18 protein-coding genes and 1 tRNA gene are annotated in these 25,041 nt (G+C 67.7%); 10 read left to right on the forward strand and 9 right to left on the reverse strand.

Translation table 11 applies throughout. The annotated features are described in order from the left end of the window. Positions 1-89 precede the first annotated feature (89 nt). Positions 90-2,342: a TonB-dependent receptor gene (locus PKE80_RS01030; protein WP_271180899.1), complete on the forward strand. Its 2,253-nt coding sequence runs from the start codon at positions 90-92 to the stop codon at positions 2,340-2,342. A 148-nt stretch (positions 2,343-2,490) separates the two neighbouring features. Here PKE80_RS01030 and PKE80_RS01035 read toward each other — a convergent pair whose 3' ends face one another. Together PKE80_RS01035 and PKE80_RS01040 are read right to left on the reverse strand one after the other, a co-directional pair. Further along, the gene (locus PKE80_RS01035; protein WP_271180900.1) at positions 2,491-3,429 is read right to left on the reverse strand and encodes a quinoprotein relay system zinc metallohydrolase 1; all 939 of its coding nucleotides are present in this window, start codon (positions 3,427-3,429) and stop codon (positions 2,491-2,493) included. After that, entirely contained in the window at positions 3,426-4,214 is a 789-nt protein-coding gene (locus tag PKE80_RS01040) for a quinoprotein dehydrogenase-associated SoxYZ-like carrier (RefSeq protein ID WP_271180901.1), read from the reverse strand. Before PKE80_RS01040 ends, PKE80_RS01035 begins: the two co-directional genes overlap by 4 nt. 58 nt (positions 4,215-4,272) lie before the next feature. On the opposite strand from PKE80_RS01040, the gene PKE80_RS01045 reads away from it, so the two are divergent. Continuing rightward, positions 4,273-4,827, forward strand: coding sequence for a rhodanese-like domain-containing protein (locus PKE80_RS01045; protein ID WP_271180902.1), 555 nt, complete (start codon positions 4,273-4,275; stop codon positions 4,825-4,827). 163 nt (positions 4,828-4,990) lie between these two features. Here the strand turns inward: PKE80_RS01045 and PKE80_RS01050 are convergent, their stop codons facing one another. Then, on the reverse strand, positions 4,991-5,401 hold the full coding sequence (locus PKE80_RS01050; protein WP_271180903.1) for a c-type cytochrome: 411 nt from the start codon (positions 5,399-5,401) through the stop codon (positions 4,991-4,993). Between the two features lie 190 nt (positions 5,402-5,591). Here PKE80_RS01050 and PKE80_RS01055 point away from each other — a divergent pair, with 190 nt between their 5' ends. Together PKE80_RS01055 and PKE80_RS01060 are read left to right on the forward strand one after the other, a co-directional pair. Continuing rightward, positions 5,592-6,881, forward strand: coding sequence for a DUF3422 family protein (locus tag PKE80_RS01055; protein ID WP_271180904.1), 1,290 nt, complete (start codon positions 5,592-5,594; stop codon positions 6,879-6,881). A 117-nt stretch (positions 6,882-6,998) separates the two neighbouring features. Further along, a tRNA-Leu gene (locus PKE80_RS01060) sits at positions 6,999-7,085 on the forward strand. A 145-nt stretch (positions 7,086-7,230) separates the two neighbouring features. Here the strand turns inward: PKE80_RS01060 and PKE80_RS01065 are convergent. Together PKE80_RS01065 and PKE80_RS01070 are read right to left on the reverse strand one after the other, a co-directional pair. Further along, the gene (locus PKE80_RS01065) at positions 7,231-8,601 is read right to left on the reverse strand and encodes a sensor histidine kinase (protein ID WP_271180905.1); all 1,371 of its coding nucleotides are present in this window, start codon (positions 8,599-8,601) and stop codon (positions 7,231-7,233) included. Further along, positions 8,598-9,275, reverse strand: a complete 678-nt coding sequence (locus tag PKE80_RS01070; protein WP_271180906.1) for a response regulator transcription factor — start codon at positions 9,273-9,275, stop codon at positions 8,598-8,600. Before PKE80_RS01070 ends, PKE80_RS01065 begins: the two co-directional genes overlap by 4 nt. A gap of 502 nt (positions 9,276-9,777) precedes the next feature. Between PKE80_RS01070 and PKE80_RS01075 the strand changes: the two genes are divergently transcribed. The 4 genes from PKE80_RS01075 to PKE80_RS01090 all read left to right on the forward strand — a co-directional run bounded on the left by PKE80_RS01075 (position 9,778) and on the right by PKE80_RS01090 (position 16,760). Next, complete coding sequence (locus tag PKE80_RS01075) at positions 9,778-10,968, forward strand: glycosyl transferase (protein WP_271180907.1); 1,191 nt, start codon at positions 9,778-9,780, stop codon at positions 10,966-10,968. A gap of 221 nt (positions 10,969-11,189) precedes the next feature. Beyond that, on the forward strand, positions 11,190-11,924 hold the full coding sequence (locus PKE80_RS01080) for an ImuA family protein (RefSeq protein WP_271180908.1): 735 nt from the start codon (positions 11,190-11,192) through the stop codon (positions 11,922-11,924). Next, positions 11,917-13,353 carry a Y-family DNA polymerase gene (locus PKE80_RS01085; protein ID WP_271180976.1) on the forward strand — a complete coding sequence of 479 codons (1,437 nt, stop codon included), beginning with the start codon at positions 11,917-11,919 and terminating at the stop codon, positions 13,351-13,353. The genes PKE80_RS01080 and PKE80_RS01085 overlap by 8 nt, the downstream gene beginning before the upstream one ends. Then, positions 13,350-16,760: an error-prone DNA polymerase gene (locus PKE80_RS01090; RefSeq protein ID WP_271180909.1), complete on the forward strand. Its 3,411-nt coding sequence runs from the start codon at positions 13,350-13,352 to the stop codon at positions 16,758-16,760. Before PKE80_RS01085 ends, PKE80_RS01090 begins: the two co-directional genes overlap by 4 nt. Before the next feature lie 97 nt (positions 16,761-16,857). Here the strand turns inward: PKE80_RS01090 and PKE80_RS01095 are convergent, their stop codons facing one another. The 4 genes from PKE80_RS01095 to PKE80_RS01110 all read right to left on the reverse strand — a co-directional run bounded on the left by PKE80_RS01095 (position 16,858) and on the right by PKE80_RS01110 (position 22,815). After that, the gene (locus PKE80_RS01095) at positions 16,858-19,386 is read right to left on the reverse strand and encodes a PepSY domain-containing protein (RefSeq protein WP_309298972.1); all 2,529 of its coding nucleotides are present in this window, start codon (positions 19,384-19,386) and stop codon (positions 16,858-16,860) included. 118 nt (positions 19,387-19,504) lie between these two features. Further along, on the reverse strand, positions 19,505-19,963 hold the full coding sequence (locus PKE80_RS01100) for a hypothetical protein (protein ID WP_271180910.1): 459 nt from the start codon (positions 19,961-19,963) through the stop codon (positions 19,505-19,507). A 144-nt stretch (positions 19,964-20,107) separates the two neighbouring features. Further along, positions 20,108-21,544 carry a glycosyltransferase family 4 protein gene (locus PKE80_RS01105; protein WP_271180911.1) on the reverse strand — a complete coding sequence of 479 codons (1,437 nt, stop codon included), beginning with the start codon at positions 21,542-21,544 and terminating at the stop codon, positions 20,108-20,110. Then, on the reverse strand, positions 21,541-22,815 hold the full coding sequence (locus PKE80_RS01110; protein ID WP_271180912.1) for a polysaccharide pyruvyl transferase family protein: 1,275 nt from the start codon (positions 22,813-22,815) through the stop codon (positions 21,541-21,543). The genes PKE80_RS01105 and PKE80_RS01110 overlap by 4 nt, the downstream gene beginning before the upstream one ends. A gap of 226 nt (positions 22,816-23,041) precedes the next feature. On the opposite strand from PKE80_RS01110, the gene PKE80_RS01115 reads away from it, so the two are divergent. Further along, positions 23,042-23,908, forward strand: coding sequence for a glycosyltransferase family 2 protein (locus tag PKE80_RS01115; protein ID WP_271180913.1), 867 nt, complete (start codon positions 23,042-23,044; stop codon positions 23,906-23,908). Next, a complete protein-coding gene (locus tag PKE80_RS01120) occupies positions 23,905-24,993 on the forward strand; it encodes a polysaccharide pyruvyl transferase family protein (protein ID WP_271180914.1) in 1,089 nt (362 codons plus the stop codon). Before PKE80_RS01115 ends, PKE80_RS01120 begins: the two co-directional genes overlap by 4 nt. The last annotated feature ends 48 nt before the right edge of the window (positions 24,994-25,041 follow it).

Raw genomic sequence — 25,041 nt, forward strand, 5'->3', positions numbered from 1 at the left:
GCTTACTCGGCCCTGGATTGCTTCGCTATGCTCGCAATGACGAGGTGGGGGTGCCAAACGGGGAGGGCGCCGCAAAGGCGCCACGAGGGATGCGAAAGACAAGTCTTATCATCGCCGGGCTGATGGCCTCGGCCTCGCCGGTTCTGGCCGAGGAAGCGCCCATCGTCGTCACCGCGCCGGGCGGCGCCATCGACCTCGACGAAGCGCGCGAAATCGACCCGCAAGCGCTCGACATCGCGGGCAAGCGCGATCTCGGCCGCGCGCTGGAACGCACCGTGCCGGGCCTGACGCTGGCCGAATCGACCGGCAACCCGTGGCAGGCAGCGATCACCTGGCGCGGGTTTTCCGCCTCGGCGCTGCAGGGCGCGGAGCAGGGGATGGCGGTCTACCTCGACGGGGTGCGCTTCAACCAGCCGTTCGGCGACGTGGTGCTGCTCGACGTGGTGCCCGAGATGGCGCTGGCGAACGCGCAGCTCAATGACGCCAACCCGGTGCTGGGCCGCAATGCGCTGGCGGGCTCGCTGCTGCTGACCACGCATGACGGGTTAAGCCTCTCCGGCCTGCGCCTGCAGGCGGACGTGGATACGGTCGGCAGCGTCGGCGGCAGCGCTTCGCTGGGGCTGGGGGACAAGGCCGACAACCTCCTGATCGTCGCCGAGGCGCGGCATGACGACGGCTGGCGCGTCGCCTCGCCCTCGACGCTCAGGCGCGTGTTTGCCAAGGGCGTCCACGATGCCGGGACATGGGGGATCGAGGTGCAGGGCCTCGCCGCCGACACCGACCTCACCGGCAACGGCGTCGCGCCGGTCGAACTGCTCGATGCCAAGTGGAACGCGGTGTTCACCACGCCCGACGTCACCCACACCCGCTTCGCGCGGCTGGTCGCCGCACCGTGGATCGCAGCGGGCGAGACCGGGCGCATCGAACTGCGCGCGCACTGGCAGACCCTCAACCGAAAGAGCGCCAACGGCGACCTCGCCGACTTCGGGCCTTGCGAGGACGATGCGGGTTACCTCTGTCTAGGTGACGACGACGAGTTCGAGGAGCCCTTGCTGGCCAACGGCGCCCGCGTGGTGAACGACCCGGCGGTGGACGACTACGCCGTGTTCAACCGCGGCCGCGAGCGCACCCGCAGCGGCGGCGCCATGCTGCAGTGGCTCGACGAGCGCGAGACCGGGAACGGCACTCGCCGCTTCGCCGTGGGCGCTTCGTGGGAACGCGCGCGCACCCGCTTCACCGCCACCACCGAACTGGGCGAACTGGAGGAGGACCGCTCGGTCGAGGGCCTCGGCCTGCTGCTGACCTCGGAAGAGGGCGGCATCACCCCGGTCGACGTCGTCACCCGCATGAGCGACCTGGCGCTTTTCGCCAGCGCCGAAGTTCCGCTGACCCCCGCGCTGACGGTCGAGGCCGGGGCGCGCTGGTCGCGCAACACGGTTAGACTGGACGACCGGCTGGGCGACGCGCTCGACGGCAGCCACCGGTTCAGCCGCCTCAACCCCTCGATCGAGTTCGATTATGCGCTGGGGGCGGATGTGCATGCGACGGCGGGCTTCGCGCTAACCAGCCGCAATCCGACGCCGGCGGAACTGTCCTGCGCCGATCCGGAATCGCCCTGCACGCTGGCGAATTTCTTCATCGCCGATCCGCCGCTCAAGGCGATGACTGCGCGCAACTGGCATGCCGGGCTCTCTGGCGGGAGAGGCGCGCTGTCGTGGCGGGTGAACGGCTGGCGGTCGGACACGAAGAACGACATTCGCATGATCGCCTCGGAAGTGCGCGGACGGGCCTATTTCGCCAACCTCGGCGAATCGCGGCGGCAGGGGATCGAGGCCTCGGCCGACTGGCGACAGGGCGGCTGGCGGCTGTCGGGAAGCTATGCCTTTACGGATGCGAAGTTCCGGCAGGATTTCGCGGCTTCGAGCCCCTCCAACCCCGAGGCGGACGAGGACGGTCTGGTCGAAGTCCAGCGCGGCGATCGCCTGCCGGGCGTGCCGCGCCATTTGGTGAACCTTTACGCAGGCCGGGCAGGCAGAGGCTGGGAACTGGGCTTGGCGATGCGCGCGCGCTCCGGGCAGGTGCTGGTCGGCGACGAAGGCAACGACAATGCGAAGACCCCGGCCTACGCGGTGTTCGACATGATGGGCCGGGTGGAAGTCGCGCCGGGGATCGAGCTGGCGGCGGAACTGCGCAACATGTTCGACCGGCACTACGTCACGATGGGCACGTTCTCCGAGATCGACGAGATCGAACTGGCCGAGGCGCCCGGTGCGGACAATCCGCGCGCCTATGCTCCGGGTGCGCCGCGCAGGCTGACGGTGTCGGTTCGGGCGCGGTTCTGAACTGCGCCTCGCCTACCTCGTCCTCACCCCCCACCTCGTCATTGCGAGCGTAGCGAAGCAATCCAGGGCGGTTTGCGCGACCCTGGGTTGCTTCGCTACGCTCGCAATGACGAACGGCGGGAACCACCGGGGCGCCCTGCGTGCTACGCTACAACCTCGGCAGCAACCGCGCCTCAAGCCCCGGATAGAGATGCGAGACGCTGCGCTGCAATTCATAGCGCGCGGCCTTCAGTCCGGCGAACCGCGCGGGTATCGGCAGTTCTCCCGCCTCGGTCATGTCGAGCCCGTCCGACACCGCCTGCGTCAGCGCGGCCTCCAGCCAGTCCAGCCAGTCACGCGTCTGCGCGATGGCGCCGCCGTCCCGGTCCAGCGGCCCGTGCCCCGGCAGCAGCAGCCTATGCTGCACCGCCGTCAGCCGATCGAGCGCCGCCCGCCACTTCACCAGATCCGCATGCGGGGTCGAGGGCGCGCGGTCGTGGAACACGAGGTCGCCCGCCAGCAGCGTCCCCGTCGCCTCGTCGAGCAGCGCGAGATCACCCGCCGAATGCCCCTGCATCGCGAAGAGCCGGAACCTGCGCCCGCCGAACAGGGCCTCCCCCTCCGCCACGTCGCCGAGCGGCAGGACGACATGGGTGCCCTTCATCCAGTCCGACAGCAGCCGGTACATGGCATCGGAGAATCCCTCGCCGTCGCGCTCCAGATCGGCGCGGGTGGCGGGCAGGGCGTGGACGATGGCGGGGTCGAAGGCCGCCGCCCCCAGCGCATGATCGGGATGCAGGTGGCTGACGTAGACCCGCCCCACCGCCTTGCCCGTCACCGCCTGCGCCAGCGCGCCGAGCGCCTTGCCATGCTCCAGCGAGACGCCCGGATCGAACAGCACCGCGCCCGCGTCGGTGGCGATGATGGCGCTGTTGGCGATCATGCCGCCGTTGTCGAACAGGATCGGCGCATCGGCGCCGCGCACCATCCACACGCCCTCGGCGACGGGCTCGGCCTTGGGGGCATAGGCTCCGGCGAAGGTCTCGGCGCGGGCGGCGACGGGCAGCGCCAGCGCGGCGCCGATCAGGCTGCGGCGGGTGAGGTTCACCTGGCTGCCAGCGTCGCGCTGCGCGGGGTGACCACGCCGTCGAACTCCAGCCCCGAACTGTCGCGCGCGGCGACCGTGAGCGGCCCCTTCGCATCGTCGACGATGAAGGTGAAGGCGGGGTCTTCGGCCACCGCTCCGAAGACCTGGAGGTCGGCGAGCGGGGTTCCGGCCGAGGAGGTCACGGTCACCCGCTCGATGTTGTAGGCGGCGATGTTCTCGACGAGGCCGGTGTCCATCGGGTGCCGTAACGTCACCCTGAGGCGCGTTTGAGTGCCGCCCAGTGCCCATGCCGCACCGTGCATTTCGCCGAGGTGGTCGGCCCAGTCGCCCTTCACCCGGCTGACCGGCGGGGCCGAGCAGCCGCCGCCCGCCGCATCGATCCAGTTCCCCGAGACGTGCCACACCCCGTCCGCCGTCAGCACCGCCGCGCGCACCGGGGTGCGCTGATCGAGCTTGATCCGCGTCGCCAGAAACGGCGCGGCGGCGCGGGGGGCATAGTCCACCGCGACGGGAATCGGGTTGAGGTCGGCGAAGATCAGGATGCGCTTCACCTGTGGCAAGGCGCGCGCATCGACGGTGACGGGAAAGACGCGCTGGTTCTCTGCGATCTCGGGGATTTCGACCTTCACGGCAGGGTCGAAGCGTACCGTGGCGCCGCCGAACAGACGCTCGGCGTGATACTCCCACATCGGCGATTTCAACGGGTCTGCGGGCAGCGCGAAGGCGGCCGGGACCGGCGCGGCGAGGGTGGCGATGAGGGCCAGCAGGATCTTCTTGCGGATCATACCAAGGGCCAATGTAGGCCGGGCCTCGCCCGCGTCATATTGGACCTTGGGAGGAGCCATGGAACGCATCGGACGAAGGCTGGCGATAGGGCTGATTCTGGCCGGAATCTGCGCTCCGGCAGCGCGGGCCGCCGGCGATTTCGACGCAGATGGTTACCGCATTACTCGTTACCGCGCGCCGGTGGACCGGCTGCCCGCGCCCGCCCGCCGGATCGCGTTGGAGGACGCGCTCGGGCTGGACGAAGCGCTGTTCATCGACGTGCTTCCGGTCGAGTCCGGCCACCGTGACCCCGCGACCGGCCAGTGGCGCCTCAGCCAGCCGCACGAGACGGTGCCCGGCGCACTCTGGCACCCGGAAACGGGGCGCAGTCCGGTCGATCCGGTGCTCTGGCGCGGGCTGGAGCAGGCGGTCGCCGAGGCGCGTCGGCGGAGGCCGCGCCTGCCGGTGGTGCTGTTCTGCCGCACCGATTGCTGGATGGGCTGGAACGCCGTACGGCGTCTGGCGAAAGGCGGTGCGCGCCACGTCTACTGGCTCGCCGAGGGGATCGAGGGCTGGCATGCCGCAGGCCGCGCGCTGGTGCGGGCGGAGCCGGTGGTGGTGGCGCCGAGCTGACCGTCACCCACCATCGTCATTACGAGCGCAGCGAAGCAATCCACGGCGGTTTATGCGGCTCTGGATTGCTTCGCTGCGCTCGCAACGACGAACGGGGGGTAAGAAAAACCCGCCCGCCGCTGGGTCGCGGCGGACGGGCCTCCTTGAGAGTCGGTCGTGAAACTCAGCGCTGCTTCTTGAGGTAGTCGATGATTTCCTTGCGCTTCGCCGCGTCCTTGAGGCCGGGGAAGCTCATGCGGTTGCCCGGCACCAGCGCGCGCGGATTCTCCAGCCACTTGTCGAGCGTGGCGTCGTCGAGCGTCAGGCCCGACTTCTTCACCGCGTCCGAGAAGGCGAACTTGCCTTGGCCCATCTTGTGGCCATAAGTGCCGAACAGGTTCGGGCCGAGCTTGTCGGGCGCGCCCTTGGCGGCGTTGTGGCATACCGCGCAGCGTGCGAACGAGACCGGCGGCGCGGCCGGAGCGGCGGGGGCGGCCTCTGCGGTCGAGGTCAGCGCGGCCTGCCCGCCCAGGCAGGCCACCAGCGCCAGCACTCCCGCAACGGCGAGGCCCATGCGCTTCTGCCTGATGTTCATGTCGTGTCTCCCGTTATGCCTGTCCTGTGGCCTGTCGCTTTCGCACGGGGCATGGCGGGTCGATATTGGACTTTGGACCGGGCCGGTATTCGACCAAGGGGCATCGTACGAAGCGGCATCGTACCAAGGGTCACTTGTCCGCCTCCGCCCCGCAGGCGCAGTCTGGCGCCGGGCAAAAGGGGGAGCGGACTTGCTGAACGAGCACGAACTGCGCCGCATGGTAGTGAGCGAGATGCACTTGCGACGCTGGCCTCTGGTCCGCGCGCCGGCGTCGATCGTGCAGTTCGTGCGGCTGCTCGATCCGGCCGATCGCGAGGAGGAACTGGCGGCGATGCGCGCGCTGCCCTCGGCCGGGCCGATAGAGCCGTGCAGTCGGCCTCGCCATCTTTCCGGGACCCTCGCGCCGGGGCTCGCCTTCACATGGGAGCGGCACAGCGAGGCGAGTACGACGACGCTGTTCGTGACCGGCGGCGCGGCGATCCGGCCTGCTCTCACCGATGCGCTGGCATGGGCGGGGAGCCTGCCGGGCAAGGTCATCCGCGCCTCGCGCGTGCAGCTGGTCGAGGATGAGGCGGCGGCGCTGGCGCTGCTGCCCGAACTGGGCTTCGCGGCGGACGACCTCGTCACCTGCTACATCGGCGATGCGCCCGGAGAACGGCAGGCGCGGATCTGGTCGGACTTCCGGCTGCGCGAGGACGGCTTCGGGGTGATTCTCGCGGCGGCGTGCGGGATGGCGCCCATTGGCGGGGGCGGTGCGCTCTCGCGCACGGTGCAGCGGCTGCAGGAGTTGGGCAACTACCGCAACCTCGCGCTGCTCGGCCTGCCTGTTGCGCGTGAGGGCTGGCGCGCGCTCGACCGGATCGAGGCAATGCTGGGCGAAACCAACCGCGCCGTCGCTCGCCCCGAAGTCACCGACGACGATCTGCTGGAGGACGTGACCCGCCTCTCGATGGAACTGGTGGCGCAGGCCAGCGCCTCCGACTTCCGCATGAGCGCCACCGCCGCCTACGCCACCATCGTCGAGGAGCGGCTGGCCGAACTCAATATCGCCGCGATCCCGGGGCAGGTCTCGCTGGCGGACTTCACCCAGCGCCGCTTCCTGCCCGCCGTGCGGACCTGCGCCGCGCACCGCCGCCGGGCCGAGCAGCTGTCGCAGCGCACGTCGCAGGCACTGGCGCTGCTGAGGGTGCGAATCGAGACGCGAATCGAGAACCAGAACGGCCTGCTGCTCGCCTCGATGGAGCGCAGCGCTTCGCGCCAGTTGCGCCTGCAACAGCTGGTTGAAGGGCTCTCGGTCGTCGCGGTGAGCTACTACGCGCTCGGCCTGATCGCCAAGATGCTGGAAGGGCTGGAGGAACTGGCACCGCGGATTCATGCGCATGTGGCGACCGCGCTGCTGGCTCCGCTGGTGCTTGCAGGGGTGTGGCTGGCCATCCACCGGATGAAGCGGCGGATACTCGGCCCGGATACTGGGGGCTGAGGAAGGAAAATGACGCTGGATGAAAATAATCTGCAAGACTCACTTGCCGGGTCCGGATTCGTGCGCTAGTGGCGCGCTCCTGCCCCGGAGCGGATGCAAATCCAGCTCCAAGATTTAGCGGTCGTGGCGGAATTGGTAGACGCGCAACGTTGAGGTCGTTGTGGGCGAAAGCCCGTGGAAGTTCGAGTCTTCTCGACCGCACCAGGCAGTATTCGAACAGCACTGATCATAGCCTTCGGGCTCCCCTCGCAAGAGGGGGATCAGCTGTTCGTGTGCCTCCTCTCTCTACTCGTCATTGCTTCGCTGCGCTCGCAATGACGAACGTGGGGGACTGAGCTGGGCACGGGCATCATCCCAGCCGATGCTCCGGAATCACCAGCGAAACCCGCAGGCCCGGCTGCGCATCGGCGAACTCCAGCGCCGCGCCGTGGGCTTGGGCGATCGCCGCGACCATGCTGAGGCCCAGCCCGTCGCCCGGTACGCCGCCCGAACCCTTGCCGCGATAGAACTGCTCGGTCACCCGCCTCGCTTCGTCCGCCGCAAGGCCGGGGCCGTCGTCGCGCACGCTGAGGTCCAGCCCTTCCGGCCGCCGCGTCGCTGAAATTTCGATCCGGCGACCCGCTCCGGCATGCTTGAGCGCATTGTCGAGCAGGTTCGACAGCGCCTGGAACACGAGGTCGAGGTCGAGATCGGCCACCAGAGGCCGCCGCGCCGAAAGCACCAGTTCGATTCCCAGCCGCTCGGCCTCGGGCTGGTAGAACTCGGCCAGATCCTCCAGTAGTTGCACCACGTCGGTGCGTTGCAGTTCGAGCGGATGGCGCCCGTTCTCCAGCCGCGAGATGCGCATCAGTGCGGAGAGGATCTGTTGCAGCCGGTTCGCCTCGACGATCGCGTCGGAGGCCGCCACGCGCATCGTCAGGTCGTCGCCCGCCGCCTGCTCCAGCCGTTCCAGCCGCCCGATCAGCCGCGCCAGCGGTGTGCGCAGTTCGTGCGCCGCGTTGTCGGAGACGCGCTGCACTGCCTGGAACAGCGTCTCGATGCGCGAGAGCATGAGGTTCAGCGTCTCGCCCAGCCGGTCGAAGTCGTCGCCGCTGCCGCGCACCTGCACGCGGCCGGTGAGGTCGCCTTCCATGACCTGCCGCGCGGTCAGTGTCACCGCCTCGATCCTGCGGCCGATGGCGAGGCTCATCAGCCAGCCGATGCCGAGGCCGAGCACCACCGTCACGCCGAAGATCCAGATCGCGGCGAAGTGCAGGATCTCGGCCTCGCTGGTCAGTTCCTCGACGTCGCGGCCGACCAGCAGCCGGGTGCCGTCGGGCAGCATCTGGTCGAGCACGAGCGCGTCGTAGTCGATCTCCACGCCGTCGACGAAAGTGTCGGCCTCGATCAGAGACATGCGTTCGATCGAACGGGCGGGCCAGCCGGGCAGGTTGGAGGTGACGACATGGCCTCCGGGGGCCAGCAGGGCGTGGAACGCCTTGGCACCGTCCGAATGCTGCGCGCGGCGGTCGAGTGCTTCAGCCGTGGCGCCGATCCCGTGGGCCTCCTCGATGGCGCGCAAGGTCTGCGCCTCGCGCTCGACCATGTGGCGGGTCTGGTCCATCGGCACGACCACGCGCAGCCAGTACCCGGCCCCCATCAGCAGAGCCACCGAGAGGCAGAACAGCCCCGCATAGATCAGCGTCAGCCGGAACGAGAGCGAGCGCAGCAGGCGGCTCATTCGGCTCTCAGGGTGTAGCCGACGCCGCGCACGGTGTGGATCAGGTCGGCCTCGCCCTCGGCGGTGATCTTCTGACGCAGCTTGCTGATGTGCTGGTCGATGATGTTGGTCTGCGGGTCGAAGTTGTAGTCCCACACGTTCTCCAGCAGCATCGTGCGCGTCACCACCCGCCCGGCATTGCGCGCGAGATAGGCGACGATGCGCAGTTCGCGCAGGGTGAGGGGGATGCGGCGGCCCGCGCGCGTCACCGTGTGGCCGCCGAGGTCGATCTCGAGGTCGGCCACGCGCAGCACGCTGGCCGCTTCCGCCACGGGTGCATTGCGGCGCGCCAGCGTTTCCAGCCGGGCGAGCAGTTCGGACATCGCGAAGGGCTTGGCCATGTAGTCGTCGCCGCCCGCCCGCAGGCCGCGCACGCGCTCGTCGACGTCGCCCAGCGCGGAGAGGATGAGCACCGGCGTCGCGTCGTCAGTGGCGCGCAGGGCGGCGAGCACCTTGAGCCCGTCCAGCGTGGGCAGCATGCGGTCGAGGATGATCGCGTCGTAGCACTCGCACGTCGCCCGCACGAGCGCGTCGCGGCCGTCGGCGCAATGCTCGACCACGTGCCCGGCCTCGCGCACGCCCGCCATGATGTGCGCCGCCAGCGCGGCATCGTCCTCGACCAGAAGTATCTGCATGTGGGGTGAGCCTTATCCCGGAGAGGGCGCGGCGTCGAGTTGGGGTGAGTGCGGCAGGGCGGCGTGGGCAAATTGCTGCGGTGGCTGTTTACGCCCCAAGGCCGTCGTTCATATACCATCGTCATCCCAGCGAAGGCTGGGACCGCTATGACCATGATGAGTGCTGTCGGCTGGGCACTGGGAGCTTCTCCCGCCTCGCCGAAACGCCGCGACATGACGATAGCGGTCCCAGCCTTCGCTGGGATGACGATCTGATTTTGAGACGGCAACTTGCCACCCTTTAGCGTCATTCCCGCGAAGGCGGGAACCCATCTCCCGAGCGTGCCTCTGGCATCGGCATCAGTTGGGCCCCCGCCCTCGCGGGGATGACAGAGATGGTTCTGGGGTGAACGTCAGTTCACCACATTTTCCGCCATTCGGGCTGTCGGACCGGCGACCCAACATGGGCAAATCTACATGAAGGCTCCACGGTCGCTCCACCTCGCTGCGGCAATGGGGCACGATGCCCCCCAAAAACGCCCATTCCCGCATCCATGTTCTCGCCATCGGCGGTGCGCATCAGTTCGGCCATATCGTGCCGGTCGCCTGTGAACTTGCCCGCCGCCATCCGGGGCAGGTGCGCCTGTTCGTGTCGACCGAGGCCGAAGTGGCGGCAGCCATGGCCTATGCGACACAGGGTGCAGCGCCAGAGGTCGTCGTCATGCACTTGCCCGCCGCAGCCGCGCTGCTGCCGGCCTCGATGCACAAGTCCGCGCGCCTCACGCTCTGGGCGAAGCGGCTGCGCGATGCGGCGATGATCCTCTGCGCCGAGCGGACCTCCACCATGCTGAGGCGCCTGCCGGGGGATTGCCCGCCGATCCTTCACATCCCTCACGGCGCGGGCGACCGCGCCGTGGGTTTCGAGCCGCGCTTCCGTCTGTTCGACCACGTTATGCTGGCCGGTCGCAAGGACCGCGACCGCCTCGTCGAAGCGGGCTTCCTGCGGCCGGAGGACTGCACCGTGACCGGCCCGGTCAAGCTGGCGAGCGTGCTGGGCGAAAGGCTGGGGGGCGGGCAGGCGAGGCCGCCGCTGTTCGATAACGCCCGGCCGACGATCCTCTACAACCCGCATTTCTCGAAGAAGCTCTCCTCGATCGAGGCGTTCGGGCGGCGACTGATCGCGGCGGTGGCGGCGGACGGGCGCTACAATCTCGTCGTCGCGCCGCACGTACGGCTGGCCAAGCGCTGGTCGGCGGCGAAGCGGCGCGCGTGGGAGGCGCTGGCGATCCCGGGGCAGGTGATCGTCGACCTCGGCTCGGCGCGCTGCAACGACATGACGTATACGCTGGGCGCGGACCTCTACGTGGGCGACGTCAGCAGCCAGGTCTACGAGTTCCTCGTCCGTCCGCGCCCGTGTCTGTTCGTCGATGCGAAGGGCGTGGACTGGCGGGACAGCGAGGACTACGCGATGTGGCACTTCGGCGAGGTGATCGCACCGGACGCGGACCCCGTCGCCGCGATCGAGCGCGCCTTCGCCACGCACGGTGCCTACGTCCAGTGGCAGCGCGAACGCATGGCCTATACGATCGACGGCATCGCCTGGCTGGCTGACGGCATGCCGACGTTCGGTTCGCACTGCCCGGTGCAGGAGGCGGCTGACACGGTGGAACGGTTCGCGGGGCTGAGGCCGAAGGCACTCCCGGCGGTGGCCTGATCCCCGTCGGCGCAATCATCCACCTACCCCGTCATTCCCGCGAAGGCGGGAACCCATCTGATGCCTTCGCAACAGGCAATGTCAGGAGATGGGTCCCCGCCTTCGCGGGGATGACAGGATGTGTTCGCAGCCTTCCCAACAGACTTCGACGCACGCTGTGGACCTGCCTTCAGAATAGGAACATAATAAGAACATAATTCCCGATTCGTAAGGCCCGTCCCATGTCCCGCCCTCAGGCCCCCGCCTGTATCGAAGATCCGCCCCCGGGCACGCTCCCACGCCTCGCCCGGGCGCAGCTGCACGAGGTCCATGCGGCGGCCGAGGACTGGGCCTCGGCGCTGGCTTTCGCCTTCGGCATGGTGGACGCAGAGAAGGCGCGCCCCGTCCTCCTGCTGCGCCCCCGCCGCAAGGGCGCGGGTTTCGTGCCGTGCGGGGAGGGGCTGCGCGCGCTTGGTGTGGACCCGGCGCGGCTGGTGATCGTCGATGCCCGTAACGACGCTGCCCTGCTGCGCGCGGGGCTGGATGCGGCGCGCAGCAGCGGTCCGGCGGCGGTACTGATGGAAAGCTGGGGGCCGATGCGCGAATACGATCTCGTCGCCAGCCGCCGCCTGATCCTTGCGGCGGAAGGCTCGCGCATCCCGGTGGTGATCCTGCGCGGCGATGCCGAGCCGCGCTCCAGCGCCGCACACACCCGCTGGACGGTTTCCAGCGCCCCCTCCGCCCCGCTGGAGATGCGCGCGCCCGGGGCAACGACGCTGCTCGTCGAACTCGTACGCAGACGCGGCGGCCCGGCGGGGCAGCGCTGGCGGCTGGAATGGAATGAAGACCATGGTGGTTTCCGCGAACTCCCCCTCGACACCCAGCCCGCCACCGAAGAGCGCGGGCCGCCGCTACCTGGCACTGTGGTTCCCCTTTCTGCCGTGCGAACGCGCGCGCCGCTCCGGCGTACTGCCTGACGGAGACGCCCCGCAGGCCCTCGTCGCGCGCGATGGGCAGGCGCTGCGCCTCGCTGCCGTGGACGCCACCGCGATGCGGCAGGGCCTGTCTTCCGGCATGACCCTCGCCGACGCGCGGGCGCGCAGCCCGGACCTTGCCACCGCGCCGCACGATCCCATCGCCGACGCGCGGGTGCTGGAGCAGCTGGCGGGGGCGATGATCGCCTTCACCCCGCTCGTCGCGCTCGATGCCCCCGATGGCCTGCTGCTCGACGTCACCGGCTGCGCGCACCTGTTCGGCGGCGAGGAGGCGCTGGTGCGCCGCGTGGTAAAGGAGGTCGGCCCGACTACCCGCCACGCCCTCGCGCCTCACTCTGCCGCTGCCCGTGCGCTTGCCCGCTTCGGTGGGAAGGACGACGTTCGCACCCTCCCGGTCGCCGCGCTGGAACTGGACGAGGGCGCGCTCTCCGGCCTGCGCCGCGCGGGGCTGGAGACGCTGGGCGACCTTGCCGCGCGGCCGATGGCGGGGCTGGCGGCGCGCTTCGGGGAGCTTGCGGTCAGCCGCCTGCGCGCCATTCTGGGAGAGACCGGCAGCCCGGTCATCCCCGTCCGCCTGACCGAGCCGATCCGGCTGGAGACGCGCTTTCCCGAACCGCTGGGCCGCACCGACGATGCGCTGGAGGTGGTCGAGGACATGCTCACGCAGGCCGGGCGCACGATGGAGCAGCGCCAGCTGGGCGGGCGGCGCTGGGCGGTCACGCTCCACCGCAGCGACAACCAGCGGCGGCGGCTGGTGGTGGAGACGGGCCTTGCGGTGCGCGATCCCGGCGCCGTCATGCGCCTGCTGCGCGAGCGGATCGACACCCTGTCCGACCCGCTCGACCCCGGCTTCGGCTTCGATGCGATCACCCTGGCGGTGCTCCACGCCGATCACCTGCCCTCGCGCCAGATCCTGCTGGAGAGCGGCAAGGAAGAAAACGCCGATAATGTTTCAGCGCTGGTGGACCAGCTCAGCGTGCGGCTGGGCGAGGACAGCGTGCGCCGCCTGATCCCGCGTGACCGCCACTTGCCCGAGAAGGCGCAGGCGCTGGTTCCTGCGCTGCGCCTGCGAGGCGCCCCATGGCCGGAGCCCGAAGACATGCCGCCGCGCCCACTGCTGCTGCTCGACCCGCCGCAACCGGTCGAGGTGATCGCCGGTGTCCCCGACAGCCCGCCCCAGCGCTTCCGCTGGAAGGGCCGCCTTCACGACGTCATTCTGGCCGAAGGGCCGGAGCGGATCGGCGCGGAATGGTGGCTGAAACGCGGCGGCCACATGCCCGGCGCGGCTGGCGAGACGCGCGACTACTACCGCATCGAGGACGGCGCGGGCCGCCGCTACTGGATCTTCCGCCACGGCCTGTTCAGCGAGAAGCCCGACCCGCGCTGGTACTTGCACGGCCTGTTCCCGTGAACTTCGCGGAACTCGTCACCGCCACCAACTTCAGCTTCCTGCGCGGCGCCTCGCCGGGGGAGGAGATGGTTGGGCGCGCGCTGGCGATGGGCATGACCGGCATCGGCATCGCCGACCGCAACACCGTGGCGGGCGTGGTCCGCGCCCACCGGGCCTGGAAGGAGATGGGGCGGGCGAAAAGCGGGCTGCGCCTGCTCGTCGGCGCGCGGCTGGTCTTCGCGGACGGCACGCCGGACGTCGTCGCCTATCCGATGACCCGCCACGGCTGGGGCCGCCTGACGCGCCTGCTCACCGTGGGCAACCGCAAGGCGAAGAAGGGCGAGTGCGAGCTGCATCTGGCGGATTTGCTTGAATACGCGCAGGATCTCGCGCTGATCGTGATGCCGGGCAGTGGCGATACGGAAGAGACGTTGCTGGCCACTTTGCAGGCACTGGCCGTTCTCTCGCATCCCGCACTCGCATCCGTACCCACACCTCGTCATTGCGAGCGCAGCGAAGTAATCCAGAGCGGTTTACGCGGCCCTGGATTGCTTCGCTGCGCTCGCAATGACGAGGGAGGGGGGCAGGACGAGGGCCTGAAAGCAGGTGAGCGTGAAGTAAGGCGCGGCGGTCAGGTCAAGCTCTGGCTCGCCGCCACGATGCCGCGCGCGGGCCGCGATGCGCGTCGGCTGGCGCAGCGCATGGCGCTGGCCGCCCGCGTGGGCGTGCCGCTGATCGCCACCAACGACGTGCTTTACGCTAGCCCTGAGGACCGCCCGATGCAGGACGTCCTCACCTGCATCCGCGAGGGGCTGACCGTCCAGACCGCCGGCCGCCGCCTCGCCGCCAATGCCGAGCGGCACCTCAAGTTCCCCGCCGAGATGGCCCGCCTGTTCCGCGCTTGCCCCGAGGCGCTGACGGCGACGCAGGACCTGATGGCCTGCGTGAAATTCACCCTCGACGATCTGCGCTATGAATACCCGCACGAACCGGTGCCCGAAGGCTGGGAGCCACAGCCGTGGCTAGAACACCTTACTCTGGAAGGAGCGAAAAAACGCTTTCCTGCTGGATTGCCGCCTGAATATCGCGAGAAGCTGGACGAGGAATTCGGCCTGATCCGAGACCAGAAGATCGCCTATTACTTCCTCACCGTCCACGACATCGTGCATTACGCGCGCGGTCTGAAAAAGCCTATCCTGTGTCAGGGACGCGGCAGCGCGGCGAATTCGCTGGTCTGCTACTTCCTCGGCGTGACCCCGATCGATCCGGTGAAGGAAAAGCTGCTGTTCACGCGCTTCCTTTCCACCGAGCGCGACGAGCCGCCCGACATCGACGTCGATTTCGAGCATTCCCGCCGCGAGGAAGTGATGCAGTACATCTACCGTCGCTACGGCCGCGACCGCGCCGGGATCGCCGCGACCACGATCTGCTACCGCCAGCGCAGCGCCATCCGCGAAGTCGGCAAGGTGCTGGGCATGAGCGAGGACGTCACCGCGCGGCTTTCGGGCACCGTCTGGGGCAGCTGGGGCGGCGACGAACTTCCCGAAACGCGGCTGACCGAGGCGGGCTTCGACCCCGGTAATCCGCAGGTCGAGCGTCTGCGCGACATGGTCGGGCGGCTGCTCAACTATCCGCGCCACCTGTCGCAGCACGTCGGCGGCTTCGTGCTGAGCGAAGGGCGGCTCGACGAACTGGTGCCGATCCACAATGCGGCGATGGAGGACCGCACGTTCATCGAGTGGGACAAGAACGATCTGGAATCGCTCGGCCTGATGAAAGTCGACATTCTGGCGCTCGGCATGCTGACTGCGATCCGCAAGAGCTTCGACCTGCTGCGCGATCATGGCCTGCGCGATCTGGAACTGGCCACCGTCCCGCAGGGCGACAAGCCGACGTACGACATGCTGTGCAAGGGCGACAGCATCGGCACCTTCCAGGTGGAGAGCCGCGCCCAGATCGCGATGCTGCCGCGCATGAAGCCGCGCATCCTCTACGATCTCGTCATTCAGGTCGCCATCGTGCGGCCGGGGCCGATTCAGGGCGGCATGGTCCATCCCTATCTGCGGCGGCGCACGGGGGAGGAGGAGGTGGTCTTTCCGGGGCCACCGGGAGAGATGGAGGATCTGCTCCACAAGACCATGGGCGTACCGCTGTTTCAGGAACAGGCGATGCGCCTCGCGATCGTCGCGGCGAAGTTCACGCCTGCAGAGGCCGACCGCCTGCGCCGCTCGATGGCCACGTTCCGGCGCAACGGTACGATCCACCAGCATCAGGAGAAGTTCGTCACCGGCATGGTGAAGCGCGGCTATCCGCAGGACTTCGCGGAAGGCTGCTTCAAGCAGATCGAGGGTTTCGGCGAATACGGCTTTCCCGAAAGCCATGCGCAGGCGTTCGGGCTGCTGGCCTATGTCTCGTCATGGCTGAAATGCCATTATCCGGCGGTGTTTACCTGCGCGCTGCTCAACAGCCAGCCGATGGGGTTCTATGCGCCCGCGCAGTTGGTCGCCGATGCGCGCCAGCACGGGGTGGAGGTGCGGCCCATCGACATCGCCGCAAGCTGCTGGGACAACACGCTGGAAGGCGAGCGCATCCTGCGTCTTGGCCTCAGGCAGATCGGCGGGTTCAAGGAGAACTGGGCCGAGGCGCTGGAGAAGGCCCGCAAGATCGCCCCCATCGCCAGCCTCGAAGATGCCGCGCGCCGGGCGAACCTGCCTTCGCGCGCCTTGCGGCTGCTGGCGGATGCCGATGCGCTCGGCTCGCTGGGGCAGAGCCGGCGGCAGGCAGGGTGGGAGGCGCGGCGGGTTCCGGCGGTGCAGCTGCCGCTGTTCGCCGCGCTCGATGCGCCCGAACTGGCGAAGGAGCCCGACGCCGCGCTCCCGGCGATGGCGCCGTCCGAGGAAGTCGTGGCGGATTACCAGACGCAGCGGCTATCGCTGAAGGGCCACCCGATGCAGTTCCTGCGCGCGCATTTCGAAGGGCAGGGTGCGCTGACTTGCGCTGGGGTCAACGCCGCGCGCGACGGGCTCAAGGTGCGCGTCGCCGGCGTGGTGCTGATCCGCCAGCGGCCGGGCAAGGGCGACGCGATCTTCATCACGATCGAGGACGAGACCGGCGTGGTCAACGCGCTGCTGTGGGCGCGCGAGTTCGAGAAGCAGCGCCGCGCGGTGATGGCCGCCCGGCTGATGGTGATCGACGGCGAAGTGCAGCACAGCAAGGAAGGCGTCGTCCACCTGATGGTCGATCGCGTGACCGATGCCAGCGAGGCGCTGTCCCGCCTCTCCGCGCCGCCCGCGCTGAAGCCGGAGCCGATGCCGGGCGATGCGGTGCGCCATCCGGTCTATGATCCGAACCGCCCCACCTCGGGGAATGCGACACGCGGCCACCCGCGCAACGTGCGCATCCTGCCGCGCTCCCGCGACTTCCACTAAGCCGCCCACCCTCGTCATTGCGAGCGCAGCGAAGCAATCCAGGGTAGTTTGACGCCGCCCTGGATTGCTTCGCTGCGCTCGCAATGACGGACTGGGCTCAGTAGATGTCCCGCAGATAGCGGCCGCCCTCGGCCATTTCCTCCAGCAGCGCATCGCCGAGCACGGCCCGCAGCGCCGCATCGACGGCGGGCGCCATGCCCAGCAGGCTGCCGCAGACGAGGATCGTGGCCCCGTCCCCTACCGCTTCGCGCAGGGCGTCGGCAACTTGCGGGATCACCTCCTGCACGTAGCGGCCGCAATCGGGATCGCGCGACCAGGTGCGCTCCAGCCGCGCCAGCGTGCCGTCCGTCAGCCAGCCTCGCAGCTCGGCGTCGAGGAAGGCATCGTGCTCCCGCGAACGCTCGCCCAGCAACAGCCAGTGACCGGCGCTTCCGGCAGCCGCCGCCTGCCGCAGGTGGCCGCGCAGGCCCGCGAGGCCAGTGCCGTTGCCGATGAGGATCAGCTGGCGCTGCTCTTCGGACACGCGGAAGCCGGGGTTGGCATGGAGCCGCAGCGCGATCTCCGTCCCCAGCGGCGCATGCGCGGTCAGCCAGCCCGAACCGAGGCCGAGGTTGCCGTCCTCGCGGCGGACCTGCCGGATGATCAGTTCGATGCGCCCATCGGTCGGGATCGAGGCGATCGAGTATTCGCGGTGCGGCAGCGGGCGCAATCCGGCGACGATCTCCTCGGGCGTCCTTGCGAGGGCTTCAGGCAGTACGGATTGGCCGATGTGGGCGGCCAGAGTGCGGTTGTGGACTTCCTGAGTGCCGTTGAGTGCCGCTGTGTGCAGCAGCGCCGAGACCGCCGCCGGATCGTTGCATGGGCGGATTTCCGCGATGTCTCCGGCCTGCCATTCAAGCGTTTCCCCGTCCAGCGGCTCAAGCACGACGAGGAATGCCGGACCGCCCTGACTGCCCGGATTGAGCAGTTCCCGCCCGGCCAAACGCCAGCGCCCGTAGCGCGCCGGGGCGAAGTCCGCCGCCATCGGATCGGCGCCGAGCGCGGTCAGTTGCTGCTGCCATTGACGCTCGGCATCGACGTCCTCGCCATCGATCTCGATCGTGTCGAACAGGCGGCGTCCTCCGCCCGCGTGAAGCCAGCGATCGACCTCGTGCCCGAAGGCGCAGAACTGCGGATATTCGCGGTCTCCGAGCGCAAGGACGGCATAATCGAGGTCCTGCGTGACGGGCGGCGAAGCCATTGTTTCCCGCGCGAAACGGCGGGCGCGGTCGGGCGGCTCGCCTTCGCCATACGTGCTGACGACGAAGAGCGCGCGGCGGGTTTCTGCCAGCACCGCGCCATCGATCGACGACAGCGGCAGCACTTTCGCACCGCCCAGAACCGCCGCCGTCTGCCGGGCCAGCCGCTCTGCGCCGCCGGTTTGGCTGGCATAGGCGACCAGCATGTCGCCGGTGTCCGCCGCGTCGTTGGCGACCAGCCCCTCGACTTGCGCCAGTGCGCGCTTGCGGCGCCGCCGGGCGATGTAGAGCAGCAGCCCGGTGACGGTGAACAGCGGCATGGCAAGGCTGGTCACGAAGATGGCGATGCGGCCGGGAAGCCCGAAGATGGCGCCGCGATGGACCTCGAACATGCTCGTCGCGACGACCTTGCCGAGCGCGCGGTCGGCATAGCGGTCGGCTTTGAGCAGGCGTCCGTCCGCAAGGTCGATGCTGAGATTGTCAGTCATGCGGTCATGCCGTGCGCCAGCCAGAAGTACGCGGAACGTCGCTTTTCTGCCACTTTCGGGCAGGTTCACCGAGACCGAATCAAAGTGTCCGCCGGTCTCGCGCTCCACCGTCTGCCACGCCCGGGCGAGCAGCAGGGCAGGTTGCGGTTCCGCTTCGTCCTTGTTCGCCCCGCCCTCGCGCTCCGCCGAACCGGTAAGCACGATCTGCGCGCCTTCGCGATACCATTCGTAGGACCACCATAGCCCGGTGAGCGCGCTCAGAAGGTAGGCGATCACCACCCAGCTGCCGATGATCACGTGCAGTTCGCGGTAGAGGTTGCGCCCGCTCTTGCGCCAGTCGAGCACCAGCCAGGCGCGCCAGTCCAGCGCGCGCCGGGGCCAGCGCAGATAGAGCCCGGACAGGGCGAAGAAAATCAGCGCGATCGTCGAGAATCCGGTGATCTGGCGACCCCAGCCCTTCGACCCGCCGGGCAGGGCGAGCCAGCGGTGGATGTCCTCCACGGTACGGAAGAACCCGGCGCCGACCGGCTGGCCAAGCAGGCGGCCGTCACGCGGGTCGACGTAGCTGCGCTCGCCGCGCCGCTCGCCAGGTTCGGGTGCGAACTGCACCTGCCAGGCGCGTGTCGGGTCGGCTTCTACGGTGAGCCGCTCAACCTTCAGTCCCTGACGAAAGGCGGAGGCGCGGCCAATCACCGTGTCGGGCGAAAGTGCGGGATTACGGCTCGTTCCGAGAGTCACGATGCCCGGGCTGAGCACGCGCATGATCTCGTTCTCGAAGCTCAGGGTGGCTCCGGTAAGGCCCATCGCGGCTAGTACGAGGCCTGCGGTGATGCCCAGGAACCAATGGATCTGGAACAGAATTCTGCGCGTCACTTCGACCATGCCCCCTATGCGGGGCACGCGGACCGGCGCTCCCCCTGGAGAAAGCACGTGCCGGTTGGCATTGCGGGCTTTCGTTTCCTCTCGTGCCGCCTTCGCTAATGCGACCCAATTGCAATTTCAAGTAATTTTGGCGCTTTTACGCGGCTTTCCGTTTGGCGGTCGAACGCTCGGACCAGGCGGCGGACGGGCATTTCGTTCGCCCGAGAAGAGCTTGGCGGCGCTCGAGATACCGCAGCGGGACATAGGCGTCCTGCCGGGCGATGGCGCGCAAATGCTGGATTTTCAGCAGCAAAACGACCGCTCCCGCAGTAACCACGCAGGCTTGCCAACGCATATCATCCAGACTGCCGAATTTCGCAGCGTGCAGACATTCCAGCAGGGTCGTGAAGGCGAGGAGCGTGCCGACGAGGTCCGCAGTCCGGATTTTCGGCGCCGCCATGGTCAGGATGCACAGGCTCACGACGAAACCGGCGGCGGCGGCTGAGGCTGAGCAGTCCATCTGCAGCACCGCCCAGGCGAGACCTCCGGGGCAAAGGGGTGTTGCGGCTCGGGCCGCGATTACCAGATGCCGTGGCGTGATTGTGGGAAAGCTCATGGCTTGTCCCTACCCGCGAATTCTGAAGATCGGGTTTAGTACCCGAATCCTCTTCCAGCTGCTGCAGCATCTTTGAAAACTGTGCGCCTCGACCCGCTTGTGAGGCCGTGCTAGAAACCTGCGCAGGTATTTATTGGACTGGTATTACGACGTTGCATGGCGGGAACTGCTGATCATGGCGGGTGATGACCCGAGGGAAGAGGGCGGCGTTGCCCCGCAGTCGCCCGCTTCGTCGGATGTCAGGCCGCATGCCGTGCAGGTCGGGGCGTCGCCGATCGCCTGGAAATGGTGGCTGTTGGCTGGCCTGTTCAGTCTGGCGATGTGGGCAGGGATCGTTGCACTCTCCACCTGATCGCGAATGGTGGATCGTTCGATTCTTTCGTGCAGGATGGCCTCTACCCGATCGAGCCAGAGCTTTGGCGTCAAGGCAAGTACGCGGGTTTTTGCATAGCCCGCTTCGCTCATTTCCCGAGTGGCTCTATCGTCTTGCATCAGGCGCCGGATGGCGGCGGCAAAGCCCGACGTATCCCTTGGATCAACCGAGATTCCGGCTCCGCGATCGACGATGTCCTGAGCGAGCAGGGCGGTTTCGGCAAGAATGACCGGCAGCCCGCTCCATGTCGCCTCGATCGCGACGAGTCCAAAGGGTTCCGGATAGCGGCTCGGCATCACCAGCATCCGCGCGCGGGCCGCGATTTCGCTGATCTGTGCGGGGGAGCGCCGCCCCAGAAGACGGGCATGCGGGTGTAGCGCGGCGACGTGATCGGCGAGTGGGCCTTCGCCGATCACGGCCAATGGCGCACCGGCCATCGCCGCTGCTTTCGCCGCAAGGTCTACGCCCTTGGTCTCTTCCAGCCGTCCGACGAACAGCACCTCGCGGTTGTGTTCTGCCGGAATCCGGTTGCGGGAAAAGGGGATGACCGGATTGGGCAGCGGAACGATAGCATCGTCCGGAATACCGCTTCGCTTTAGAAAACCTCGCATATTCTCATGAATCGCGAGTATCGGCGGAGAAGATCGCGGACGAAAGGCCTGGCGGTGGATTGCCTGACGCGCGCTGCGCCACGCCTTTTGCAGCGCGCCGTCGCGATCGCAGGGCGTGACGAGGCAGGCCCGGGACAATGGCATGTGCGGACAAACTTCCCCGGATCTGAGCCAGGCAAAAGCGCCGTTCGGACATGCGAGGAAGAAGTCGTGAGCGGAAATGACCAGCCTGTCGCGTACCGAAGCGAGGGCTCCGAACACGGCAGGCGATAGGATCTGTGCCCAGCCGTGGAGATGATAGACGGTTCCCGGTGTGTCGTTGGTGGCGATCCAGTCTCTGACCATGACCTGTGCGGCCCGGTTCCAGAGGCCGGTCACCATTGCCCGCGCGCGTCCGCCTGCCGTGAGCCGCTTCTGGCTAAGCGGCACCACATCTACTCCAGCGGTGGTCAATGCCGAGCTGATACCATCGTCACCGGTCATGAAGGTGACCCGATGGCCGCGCCCGGCAAGGCCGCAGGCTGCCTCGACTGCAAGCTTGCTAGCGCCGCCTTTGGGGTCGCTGAGATCGTTGATCTGGACGATGCGATCGATCACTGTACGGTGCTTGCTGCACAGTCCATCGCGGCTTGCAGATTAGCTGCAAATGCGCGGATTTCAGCCCTTGCGCGGGCTATGAGGAAGGATGCGTCGAAACGGTCGGCGATTGCCGCGGCGGTACGCGCGCCCAGTTCCTCGGCTGCGACCTCGGCCGGGTCCAACATGTGTTTGGTGCGTCCGGCAAGCTGGAAGAAACTGTCCAGCTTTTCGTCCCAGCGCAACCCCACCGAAGGGACACCGAAGGAGTGGGCCGCGATGCATGCGTGCATCCTGTGGCCGACGATGGCGTCGCAGCCTGACACCAGCGCGGTAAGGTCGGCAGGTGTGTCGAAGGATCGTCCAAGCACAACCGGGCCTTTGGCGTAGCGGACCCAGGGATGAAGTCGGCGGTGCAGGTACTCGCGGTCTTCGGGGCTGCCGTTGGTGAACAGGACGACCTCGAAGCCGTGCTCCACCAGCGACCGAAGCGCGGCCGGATACCAATGCTCCAGATTGGCGCTGTAAGCCGGGTCGCTGTGATAGCGCACTGCCAGTGGATCGGTGATGCACACTCCGACCTTACGGGCACCGGGCTGGCGCAGGCTTTCCGGGTAGTGGCAACTGGCGAGTATTCCGGGGTCGACCGATAGGTGCGGGGGACGGATTGCCTGGCCGGTGAAGTGCTTTTGCCAGGCACGTTGCGAGGCCGCGTCGCGTACGGAGGCCCAGATCGGCCGAGCCTGCTTCAGTGCCTGCGTGAAGATTCGCAAGCCTCGGCGCGACCAATGCGATGACACGCCGACGGCGTAGATCGCCACGGGCAATCCAAGCCGGTTCGCCTGCGCCAGTGCTCCTGCAATCTTCATCGGGAAGTTGAGATCGGCGTCGGTGAGGAGGTTGCCTCCGCCCACGACGACCGCCTCGGCGCCTTCGAGGCCGTCCCTGTAGTGTCGCTGCAGTTGCAGCGCGAGAAAGAGGCGAAGCATGGTCCAGGTCGTGAAACGGCGCAAACCAGTCGGTAGCTGTTCGAGGAGCGCGAGTGCGATGCCGCGCATCCGGCCATGTCCGGATGGATAGGAATTGCGCCCGGCAAGATCCACGGAGACGACTTTGGAGCCCGACAGTGCCCGTGCGAGTTCTCGTTCCAGGCATTCGTTCAAGAGCCCGTCGCCGAGGTTGGGACTGTACTTCACATTCAGCAGCACGATCCGCGAGAGCGCGCGGACCTGACCCCGCACGCGGTCATCCGGTGAGGTGGCCTGGCAGATCGCGGTGGGGCTGGCATGCATGCGTGAGAGGCTCCATCGCGCGGCCCAACAAGGTCCGGCAGACGGGAACGCCTAACAGAACGCACCTGAGCTGCGCAGATGGTGAATGGATTTTAACGATGAAGTGAGTGGCGGGCGTTTTATCGTCCGGACAAGGCCAAGTAATCGCCAGGTATCGGATCAAATCCGAAGCCATTCTTTTGCACGAATTCGGCATTTGCCGAAATGGATTACGAGGAAGCGTCGGTTGCCCAGCATCCATGTCGTGATCGCAACCATAGGCCGCGCGCAAGTGGTACGGCAGACGGTCGATATCCTTGCTGAGCAGACGCGCCATGCCGACGAAATCCTTGTCGTCACTGTAGGGCCGGAAGATGTCGCGGGAATTGACCAGGAACGAAGCAAGGCCCGGGTGCTGTTTTCGGAAAAAGGGCTCTGTCGTCAGCGCAACCGGGCGTTGGATGAGTTGCAGGACGCAGCCGACATCATCGTGTTTTTCGACGACGATTTCGTCCCTGCCGCCGACTACCTCGCCCATGTCGAGGCGCTGTTTGACGCCCATCCCGATATGGTCGGCATAACCGGCGAACTGTGTGCAGACGGCGTGCTGCATGGCGGCTTCACGGTCGAGGAGGCCAGGGCGATCCTGGCGAGTCGCTCTGAAGCGCACGCGCCGATGCGGCACCGGCATGAGCTCTACGGTTGCAACATGGCCATTCGCATGAGCGCGGCGCGGGGCATGCGTTTCGACGAGAACCTGCCGCTCTATGGTTGGCAGGAGGACATCGACTTTACCAACCGGCTCGGGCGGAAGGGGCGGCAAGTCTCGACAGGCGCGGTGACCGGCGTGCACCTTGGCGTCAGCGCGGGGCGTACGTCTGGCAAGCGGCTCGGCTATTCGCAGGTTGCAAATGTGGTCTACCTCCAACGCAAGGGGACGATGCGACGCGACTTCGGCAATCGCCTGATGATGCAGAACCTCGTATCCAATGCGTGGCGCAGTTTACGGCCGGAGCCGTTGATCGACCGGCGTGGCCGCCTGCTGGGCAACATGATCGCGATCCTCGATTGCCTGCGCGGACGGGTTGATCCTCGCCGGATCCTCGAAATGTGAGCGCGCTGACTTCATCCTTCGATACGGCGGGCCTAGATACGACAGGCAAACGTTCCGGCGATCACGTACGGCGGCAGGTCTTCGTTTGCGGCGACCTGAAATTGCTGTTGCAGAATCTCGCCCTGACCGATGGGCGTGGCGGGATCGTGCGCCGTTGGGCGCCGCTTCCGGCGCAAGTAGAGCGGCAGGTGGCGGAGGCCGGCGGAGAACTGTTTTCCGGCCGCGCGTTGCTGGGCTTTGCTTACAAAGCGTTCGGATCCCAGATCGTGCTAGGCGGCGGACAACTGGTGCGGGACAATGTCTCGGTCCTGGCGTTGGTCGGTCTGTTGCTTGCCGTCGTCAGTGCGCGGCTAGGTGGGGGCGGGCTCGTCACGCGCGGGCTGGGCGTGAGCATCATCCGCTCGCCATTGCGGCGGGTCCTCTGGCGCGCGATCCTTGCGCAGTGCCCTCTGGTGAACCTGCGTGACGAGGGCTCTGGTCGCAATCTGGTCCGGTTGCTTCCGGGCAAGGCGCAGGCATGTCACGCCGACATGGTGTTCCTGCCGACGGTCGGCGTGCATGCGATCACGCCTGGGCGGGGATTACGACGATGGATCGTCGTGGCACCTTGCGCCGATGCCAGCGAGGGGCGGTCGATAGAGGGTGCAGCGCTTGACGCCGTGGTCGCCGAGGCCCTCCATCGCTTGCCGAACGCGGGGCTGGCCATCGCCTGCCACGATCCGCGTGCAAACATGGATAAGGCCGTTGCTGCCCGCCTGGTCGCGCGCTGGCCGGATCGGGAGATCGTCGTGCTCGACGGTTATGATCTTGCCAGGCTGGTGGAATTGTACCGGGAGGCGGCGCTGGTGGTCACCAATCGCCTCCATGCGCTGATCTTCGCGATCCTGGCGGATGCTCCCGCGCTTGCGGTGGAGGACGGCACCGCCAAAGTGCGGGTGGTCGCCGACCACTTTGCCGTACCTCTAGTGCTTCAGGAGGATCGAACGGCGGTGGCCACTTGTCTGGAGGCGGCGCTGGGATTCGACCGCGTTCTGCGCGCCCGGACGCGGCAGGATCTCGCCCAGAAAGCAGCACGCAACCTGTGATGCGGCAGCTTACAAACCGCTTTCCTACAGCGAATCGGATGGAACATA

It is taken from the genome of Novosphingobium resinovorum (genome assembly GCF_027922145.1).
GTDB classification, from domain to species: domain Bacteria; phylum Pseudomonadota; class Alphaproteobacteria; order Sphingomonadales; family Sphingomonadaceae; genus Novosphingobium; species Novosphingobium resinovorum.